This is a genomic window from Acetatifactor sp. (assembly GCF_982438285.1).
Map to the genome: position 1 here is coordinate 1 of NZ_CEWDFQ010000105.1, position 8835 is coordinate 8835.

Annotated in this window: 9 protein-coding genes; all 9 read left to right on the plus strand. The window is 47.1% G+C overall.

Annotation, left to right across the window (positions count from 1 at the left end):
* Positions 1 to 126: Asp23/Gls24 family envelope stress response protein (locus AC1WIP_RS06945; protein WP_481141174.1), on the plus strand; the 126-nt coding region annotated here is incomplete at its 5' end.
* Positions 127 to 138: 12 nt separating this feature from the next.
* Positions 139 to 1818: a DAK2 domain-containing protein gene (locus AC1WIP_RS06950; RefSeq protein WP_481141167.1), complete on the plus strand. Its 1680-nt coding sequence runs from the start codon at positions 139 to 141 to the stop codon at positions 1816 to 1818.
* Positions 1819 to 1970: 152 nt separating this feature from the next.
* Positions 1971 to 4028: an ATP-dependent DNA helicase RecG gene (gene recG / locus AC1WIP_RS06955; RefSeq protein ID WP_481141175.1), complete on the plus strand. Its 2058-nt coding sequence runs from the start codon at positions 1971 to 1973 to the stop codon at positions 4026 to 4028.
* 66 nt (positions 4029 to 4094) lie between these two features.
* Positions 4095 to 4964 (plus strand): DegV family protein, encoded by an 870-nt coding sequence (locus tag AC1WIP_RS06960; RefSeq protein ID WP_481141168.1) that lies wholly within the window; start codon positions 4095 to 4097, stop codon positions 4962 to 4964.
* 11 nt (positions 4965 to 4975) lie between these two features.
* A complete protein-coding gene (locus AC1WIP_RS06965) occupies positions 4976 to 5347 on the plus strand; it encodes a hypothetical protein (protein ID WP_481141169.1) in 372 nt (123 codons plus the stop codon).
* A 304-nt stretch (positions 5348 to 5651) separates the two neighbouring features.
* On the plus strand, positions 5652 to 6323 hold the full coding sequence (locus AC1WIP_RS06970; protein ID WP_481141170.1) for a response regulator transcription factor: 672 nt from the start codon (positions 5652 to 5654) through the stop codon (positions 6321 to 6323).
* Complete coding sequence (locus tag AC1WIP_RS06975; RefSeq protein WP_481141171.1) at positions 6320 to 7516, plus strand: sensor histidine kinase; 1197 nt, start codon at positions 6320 to 6322, stop codon at positions 7514 to 7516. Before AC1WIP_RS06970 ends, AC1WIP_RS06975 begins: the two co-directional genes overlap by 4 nt.
* Positions 7513 to 8193 carry an ABC transporter ATP-binding protein gene (locus AC1WIP_RS06980; RefSeq protein ID WP_481141172.1) on the plus strand — a complete coding sequence of 227 codons (681 nt, stop codon included), beginning with the start codon at positions 7513 to 7515 and terminating at the stop codon, positions 8191 to 8193. The genes AC1WIP_RS06975 and AC1WIP_RS06980 overlap by 4 nt, the downstream gene beginning before the upstream one ends.
* Positions 8194 to 8198: 5 nt before the next feature.
* Positions 8199 to 8835 (plus strand): ABC transporter permease (locus tag AC1WIP_RS06985; protein ID WP_481141173.1); only part of this gene is annotated, 637 nt, incomplete at its 3' end.

Genomic DNA, 8835 nt, shown 5'->3' on the forward strand with positions numbered 1-8835 from the left:
GGCGTCAGCATTTTGGCAGTGGCAGATAATCTTGTAAGCAATGTAAAGTATAAGGTGGAAGAATTTACCGGCATTGAAATTGAAAAAATCAACATCTTTGTGGAAGGTGTAAGAGTGATTGATTAAGGAGGATTTACCGTGGATTTACAGCAAATAGACGCCAAGATGCTCTCAAAAATGTTCTTGGCCGGAGCAAAGAATTTGGAAAATAAGAAGGAATGGATCAATGAATTAAATGTATTTCCCGTTCCTGACGGCGATACCGGCACCAATATGACAATGACTATCATGTCTGCAGCCAGAGAGGTGTCTGCACTAGGGGAAAATGCCGATATGGAATCCATCTGCAAGGCTATTTCCAGCGGCTCCCTGCGGGGGGCAAGAGGAAATTCCGGCGTTATCCTCTCCCAGCTTTTTCGTGGCTTTACCAAGAGCATCAGAGAGGAGAGCATCCTCACTGTCCCTGTATTTACAGCTGCCTTTGAAAAAGCGGTGGAGACTGCCTACAAGGCTGTTATGAAGCCCAAGGAGGGAACCATCCTCACTGTAGCAAGAGGCGTTTCCGAGAAGGCGAAGGAGCTTTCAGAGGACGGCGTTGAAAACCTGGAGGAGTTTTTTGGTGCGGTGCTTGAGCACGCAAGGTATGTGCTCAGCCAGACCCCTGAAATGCTTCCTGTGTTAAAGCAGGCAGGCGTTGTGGATTCCGGCGGACAGGGGCTGGTGGAAGTGTTAAGCGGCGCTTTCGACGCCTTTTTGGGCAAGGAGGTGGATTTGAGTCTTGCGCCATCCGATCAGGGAGCTTCCTCCGTAAGCCGCAGCGCATCCATGGAGGCTCAGGCAGAGGCGGAGATTAAATTCGGCTACTGTACGGAATTTATCATTCTTTTAAACAAGCCCTTCAATGTGAAAGCGGAAATGGATTTTAAGGCTTATCTGGAATCCATCGGCGATTCTATTGTATGTGTAGCGGACGAAGATGTGGTAAAGGTTCACGTACATACCAATGATCCTGGTCTGGCCATCCAGAAGGCATTGAAGTACGGAGCCCTTTCCAATATGAAAATTGATAATATGCGTCTGGAGCATCAGGAAAAGCTGTTCAAGATGTCTGAAAAGGAAGCTTCCCAAAAAGCGGCTGATGAGGCAAATCAGCCGCCCAAAGCCATGGGCTTTATCGCGGTTTCCATCGGCGAGGGCCTCAATGAAATTTTCTCAAGCCTTGGCGTGGATTATATCATTGAGGGGGGACAGACCATGAACCCCAGCACTGCGGATATTCTCGACGCTGTGGAAAAGGTGAACGCAGAAACCATTTTTATCCTGCCAAACAACAAGAATATTATTCTTGCGGCAAACCAGGCCGCAGAGCTTGTGACGGACAAAAATCTGCTGGTCATTCCCACAAAGACAATTCCTCAGGGAATTACGGCGGTCATCAATTTTGTCCCGGAGCTTTCTGCAGATGAGAATGAGGAGGCTATGCTCCGGGAAATCACAAATGTAAAAACAGGACAGGTCACTTATGCTGTGCGGGATACGGTAATTGACGATAAGGAAATCCGAAAGGGCGATTATATGGGAATCGGCGACAAGGGTATCCTGGCTGCAGGAGAAAGTCTCACAAACATCACCGAAAAAATGGTTTCGGAAATGGTAGATGACGCTTCTGAGCTGATCAGCGTTTACTTTGGCTGTGACGTAGACGAGGCGGATGCGCAGCTTTTGAAGGAATCTCTGGAGAGTGCATATCCCTCCTGCGATATTGAGCTGCAGTATGGAGGACAGCCCATTTACTATTATGTGATCTCCGTGGAATAATAGAATTTCTGAAAAATAGATTTTGTCTAAGGCTGTTGCCAACTGAAGCTTTGTAAGTGAGGCTTCATCTGGCAGCAGCCCTTTTTCACCGCAGTAAAGGGGGGAGGATGCAGATGCAATTCCCCACGCTGCGCTTGGGAATGAGGAATATGATGAAGGAAACTACGCCTATTATTGAGATAAAGGGAATCGGGGAAAAAACCCGGAAACTTTTTGCGAAAATCGGTGTGGAAACTGCGGGAGACCTGCTTGCATGCTGTCCACGGGATTATGAGCTTTACAAAGAACCGGTTTTGGTGGCACAGACCCAGCCCGGGCAGGTGTGCGCCATCTGCGTTTCGGTGACAGGCATTCTTGGCCAAAAAAAATTGAAAAGCCTGGATATCTTGAATGTGGCTGTTTCGGACCGCTCAGGCGCCATGCAGCTCACCTTTTTTAATATGCCCTTTTTAAAAAAGGTATTAAAGCCAGGGATCAGATATCTTTTCCGGGGAACCGTCCAGAGCAGAGGGACTGCCAAGGTAATGGAACAGCCAAAGCTATTCTCCCTGGAAGAGTACCAGAAGCTCACAGGGAGACTGCAGCCCAAATATCCTCTTACAAAGGGACTGACCAACCAGGCAGTCTCCAAGGCAGTCAAACAGGCCCTTTCTTTTTATGAATTTGAACCGGAATATTATCCTGCTTCTGTTTTAAAAAGGTATCGGCTGATTTCCAGACAGGAGGCTGTGTGCGGCATTCATTTTCCGAAGGATCAAGAGGAGCTGGCGGCCGCCAGAAAACGTCTGGTTTTTGACGAATTTTTTTCCTTTTTATTTCTGCTGCGGAAAAATAAGGAATATACCCAGACACTTCCCAATCAGTATCCTATGTTTGAAACTGCCGATACTGTCCGCCTTTTAGAAAAAATGCCCTTTCCCCTTACGGGAGCCCAGAAAAGGGTTTGGCGTGAGGTGCGGGAAGATTTAAACAGCCCTGGCTGCATGAACCGGCTGATTCAGGGGGACGTGGGCTCCGGAAAAACCATCATTGCTCTGCTGGCTCTTTTGATGTGTGCAGCAAACGGCTTTCAGGGAGCCTTGATGGCGCCTACAGAAGTGTTAGCCATGCAGCATTACGAGACGGTACAAGAGTATATGCAGAAATATCAGGCGGCCTTCCGTCCCGTTCTGCTTGTGGGCTCCATGACAGCAAAGGAAAAAAAAGCAGCTTATGAAAAAATTGCTTCCGGGGAAGCCAACCTTGTAATCGGCACCCACGCCCTGATTCAGGATAAGGTAAAATATCGCTCTCTCGCGCTGGTGGTGACGGACGAACAGCACCGTTTCGGCGTAAAACAGAGAGAGCAGCTTGCAGGAAAGGGGAACAGTCCCCATATTCTTGTCATGAGCGCAACCCCAATCCCAAGAACCCTGGCAATTATTCTCTATGGAGACTTAAATATTTCTGTGATAGATGAGCTTCCGGCCAACCGGCTTCCCATAAAAAACTGTGTAGTGAACACCGCCTACCGTCCAAAGGCATATGCTTTTATCGCAAAGGAAGCAGCCATGGGGCATCAGGCATATGTGATCTGTCCAATGGTGGAAGAGGGGGAGCTGGAAGATACGGAAAACGTGATTGATTACACGCAAAAGCTTAGGGCAGCCCTTCCTTCCGGCGTTCAGGTCGCCTATCTGCACGGGAAAATGCGTCCTTCTGAAAAGAACAGGATTATGGAGGAATTTGCCCAACGAAACATTGATGTTCTTGTGTCAACCACTGTAATTGAGGTGGGCATCAACGTGCCAAACGCTACAGTGATGATGGTGGAAAATGCCGAACGCTTCGGCCTCGCCCAGCTTCATCAGCTCAGAGGCCGGGTGGGAAGGGGAGATTGCCAGAGCTACTGCATTTTTATCAATACCAGAGAAAACAAAGAGACAATGGAACGGCTTGAGATATTGAATCACTCCAACGATGGATTTTTCATTGCTTCGCAGGATTTGAAGCTGAGAGGGCCGGGAGATTTGTTTGGCATCCGCCAAAGCGGGGAATTCGCTTTCCGGATAGGGGATATTTACACGGACGCCCCCATCCTGCAGCAGGCGGCGGAGGCTGTGGAAGAATTGATGAAGAATGATCCGCAGCTTTCCGGTGAGGAATATCTGCCCTTAAGGCAACATTTGCTCTCTGAATCAGGGAATAGTGTTGACTTTCGCTCCATATGACGATAAAATATTCTAAGCTCTCATGAAATCAATTTAAATTTTAAGGAAAGGTATGGTCATTTCAGCATGGCGGCGATTGCAATTGTTACGGACAGTAACAGCGGTATCACACAGAAGCAGGCGGAGGAATTGGGGGTTTTTGTTCTTCCCATGCCCTTTATGATCGACAACGAGACTTATTTTGAGGACATCAATCTGACGCAGGAGGAATTTTACCAGAGACTGGCTGCAGGCGCTGAGATCGGAACCAGCCAGCCCTCACCCGAATCAGTTATGAATCTTTGGGACAAGCTTTTGAAGGATTACGGCGAAGTGCTTCACATTCCCATGAGCAGCGGACTGTCCGGCTCCTGTGAAAGCGCCATGATGCTGGCTAAGGAGTATGGCGGCAGGGTTCATGTGGTGAATAATCAACGGATTTCCGTTACCCTGCGCCAGTCGGTATTGGACGCCAGACTTTTGGTGGAGAAGGGTATGTCTGCAGCCCAGATCAAAGAATTTCTGGAGGCCGACAAATTCAACAGCAGCATTTATATTATGCTGGATACCCTGTACTATTTGAAAAAAGGCGGAAGAATTACACCCGCCGCAGCTGCAATAGGAACCATGCTGAAGCTCAAGCCGGTGCTTACCATTCAAGGAGAAAAGCTGGATGCCTTTGCAAAGGCACGAACCACTAATCAGGGCAAAAGCATTATGATAAATGCCATTCGAAACGATATTGTGAACCGCTTTGGCGGCTTTACCGAGGAAAAAGGCATCTGGCTGCAGATGGCATACACTCATAATGAGGAGGCTGCCGAGGTATTCCGGGCAGAGGTAGCCGCCCAGTTCCCGGGCTACGATATTCGGATGGACCCGCTGCCCTTAAGCATTGCCTGCCATATTGGACCCGGCTCTCTGGCGGTGGCCTGCTGTAAGAAAATTGAAGTGTAAGGGTACCTAAAATGAACACTGTATGGATCATTTTGTTTTCTCTATTCCTCAGTACGGCCCAAATATCCTTAGATGCAGTCAAACCTGACAGACTGCCTGCTGAGGAAGCCAATGAGAATGCTGCAGCTTCCCCGTTTACAGTGCCGATATCTGCCGCCTCCCGCTATGGTGAGGTTTTCATTGCGCCAGACCCTTATGGAAGTGGATATAAATTAACCTATCTAAAAGGAGAAGAAACGGACTATTGTAAAATCACCTGTTTAAACGGCTCTTTAAGCGGTCATTTTCTGTATGGGGAAGGAGAGCTTTCTTATTTTCCCGCCCGGGGGAAAGACAGAGATATCTCTGGCAGAAATCCCAATTCTGTGGATGTTTGGCAGTGACCTGACCCCTTGACCTTAAATAAATGCTCTAAGCGGTTCCTAATCATGATCTTTCTCATGGTTAGGGATGCGGCTTAGGGCATTTTTTAACGAAAGCAGTCACTGAATTGTAACCTTTCCCTGTTATAATATAGCTAGCTGCGAAACTCGCTCCCTGATATCAGAAACTGGGCGTAATAACCAAAATAAGGGTGACTAGCCACTGCTTCGGAACCCGTTTTTGGTTATTATGACCAGGTTCGTGACTTTGTCAGTGAGTTTCGCAAGCGCCTGCTGTTATAATAATAGGTGAGGTGAAGGCAGAATGATTGAATTATACTATGCGGAGGACGATCCTGATATTGCAAGGAATGTGAAAGAATATCTGGAGCAGAAAGGGTTAAAGGTAACAATATACAATACCCTTGCACAGATCAGGCAGGCTTTGAAAATTCATGTGCCAACGATTGTCCTGCTTGACTGGAACATGCCGGACGGGCACGGGGATGCCTTGTGTCAATGGATTCGAGGCAGATGGAAGGAATTACCCATTATTTTTCTTACGGTCCGCGGAGATTCCCGTGATATTGTGGCCGGATTTCATAACGGGGCGGATGATTATGTAGTAAAACCCTTTGAGCTGGAAATATTGTATTCCAGAATTCAGGCATTACTTCGCAGGACACGAAATGTCACAGATCAGTATCTTTCCTGTGCCGGAATTTTTATTGACCAGAACAGCAGAACCGTTTCCTGCCATTTGGAGGAAATCAATTTAAGCGCGGCGGAGTATGAATTGCTTTTGTATTTGATGCTAAACAAGGGAAAGACGGTTACCAGAGAAAAAATCTTAGAGCAGGTCTGGGATGTGAAGGGCAGCTATGTAAATAACAATACCCTGACGGTCACCATGAAGCGGCTGCGGGATAAATTACATCAGCCGCCTTGCTTAAAAACCATCCGAAGTGTGGGCTACCGTATGGAGGATACCCTATGAGCGGACGAAAATCAGTTTTTGTTACTGCTGCATTTGTACTATCTGTCAGCTTGGCAGCGTCCTTTCTTGCAGTCATGCTGGTTTCACGATATTACAGCGGCCTTCCATTTGAGCTGCTGAATGGTGTCTGCAGTGAAATATTAGAGGAAGAACCTGAAGCCAAGGACGCGGTTTTGGCTGCACTCAAAGAATATACCAGTGCAAATGCCCATGGCTTGGCACAGCGAGACATTTTGTCTCCATTAGGGTACCGCAGATCGGATTTTTCACAACCGGCTTACCGGCAGAATATCTTGTTTTCCCTATCTGGATTTTCGACAGGCGTTTTCCTTTTTTTCTTTACCATTTTGTATCGAAATAAAATGGAAGCCAGGCGCATTCAGGCTTTGGCGGAGTATTTAGAACAGGTGAATATAGGAAAAGCAGTCATTCTTTCTGCCCACAGGGAGGACGACTTTTCTAAATTAGAAGATGAAATTTACAAGACGGTGACGTTTCTCTATCAGGCAAGAGATGCGGCGGTACAGGCGAAAAATGATTTTGCAGAAAATCTGTCTAATATTGCCCATCAGATAAAAACGCCGATTACAGCCATATCCTTATCTGTGCAGACTATGAAAAGGGAATACAGCCAAAAATCCCTGGAACAGATTCAAAAGCAGCTTTTGAGACTTACCCATTTGGAAGAGGCTCTGCTTGTTTTATCACGGCTTGATGCCGGCACCCTGGTTTTGCAAAGGGAGGAAATTGATGTTTTTACGGTACTTTCTCTTGCGGCAGATAATTTACAGGAATTATTTGCGGCGTCCGGCACTTCCATCGACATTCCAGAGCGGGGAGAGATGGCAATCACAGCCGATCTGGACTGGACTATGGAAGCGATGATCAATTTAATGAAAAACTGTATGGAGCATAACAGGGGTGGAACTGTTCACTGCTTTTATGAACAGAACCCTCTCTATACACAAATATTGATTTGGGACGAGGGAAAAGGATTTTTCAAGGAGGATATTCCCCATCTTTTTGAGCGGTTTTATCGAGGGAAAAATGCAGGAGAAGGCGGCATAGGAATTGGGCTGTCCTTGTCCAAAGAAATTATTGAACGACAAAATGGAACCATTCGGGCCCAAAATATGCCGGAGGGCGGCGCTTGTTTTGAAATTCGGTTTTATACAGGAGGAAGCAGTCAATGAATCTTTTAACATGCGAAGGAGTCCGCAGGGTGTATGGCTCCGGCAGGAATCAGGTTGTGGCGCTGGACGGGATTGACCTGACAGTGGGCAAGGGGGAATTTGTGGCAATCATTGGAGCGTCCGGCTCAGGCAAATCTACGCTCCTGCACATTCTTGGCAGCGTAGACAAGCCTACAGAGGGAAAAGTGATCATAGAGGGAACGGAGCTTTCCAAATTAAATCCAACCCAGGCAGCGATTTTCCGTCGTCGAAAGGTAGGGCTTGTGTATCAGTTTTATAATTTGATTCCTACGCTGACCGCCAGAAAAAATATTTTAATGCCCCTTTTGCTTGACAAGAAGAAGCCGAACAAAGAATATTTTGAAAAGATTGTGGGCTCCCTTGGGATTTCCGACAAGCTTGACGCCCTACCGGGCCAGCTGTCGGGCGGAGAGCAGCAAAGAGTTGCCATTGCCCGTTCTTTGATCTACCGTCCCGCATTGCTTTTGGCAGATGAGCCCACCGGAAATCTGGATCAGAAAAATTCCAAAGAGATTATGGATATGCTGAAGCTCTCAAACCGTAATTTGGAGCAGACCATTCTGCTGATTACCCATGATGAAAGGGCAGCCTTAGAAGCAGACCGTATCATCACGCTAGAGGATAGTCATATCATCAGCGATGAGCTGCGGAGGTAATGAATATGTGGAAGGATTATTCATCAGATTATATGAAAAACAACCCTTCGTCCAGTATTTCCATCATGATGGCGGCTTTTCTTTCGGCATTGCTTTTATCCTTGTTATGCGGATTGTTTTATAACGCATGGAAGTATGATATCGAGCGGATTGAATTGGAGGAAGGCGGCTGGCAGAGCAGGCTTGTGGGCGAATTTGATCAAGAAGACATAGAAGTGATCAAAAATTTTGCAAGTATTAAGGAGGCTGTGGTCAATGAAGAGGAATCTACGGGTGGGGAAACCGTGATAGAACTTTATTTTGACGATATGAGGACTGTCTTTCAGGATACTTTACAAATTGCCGGGCTGACAGGAGTTTCACCGGAATCCATTGTTTACAACTACGAGCTTCTGGCCATGTACCTGATTCGAGATTCACAGGATACGGCGCCCAGGCTTTCCTTCCCCTTTTTTATCCTGGTGACGGTCATGGCCTCCTTTTCACTGATTGTGATAATTCACAATGCCTTTGCCGTATCCATGAACGCAAGGATTCATCAGTTTGGTATTTTTTCCAGCATAGGCGCCACACCAAAGCAGATAAGGGTATGCCTTTTACAGGAAGCTGCCCTATTGTGCGCTTTGCCCGTCATGGCCGGAA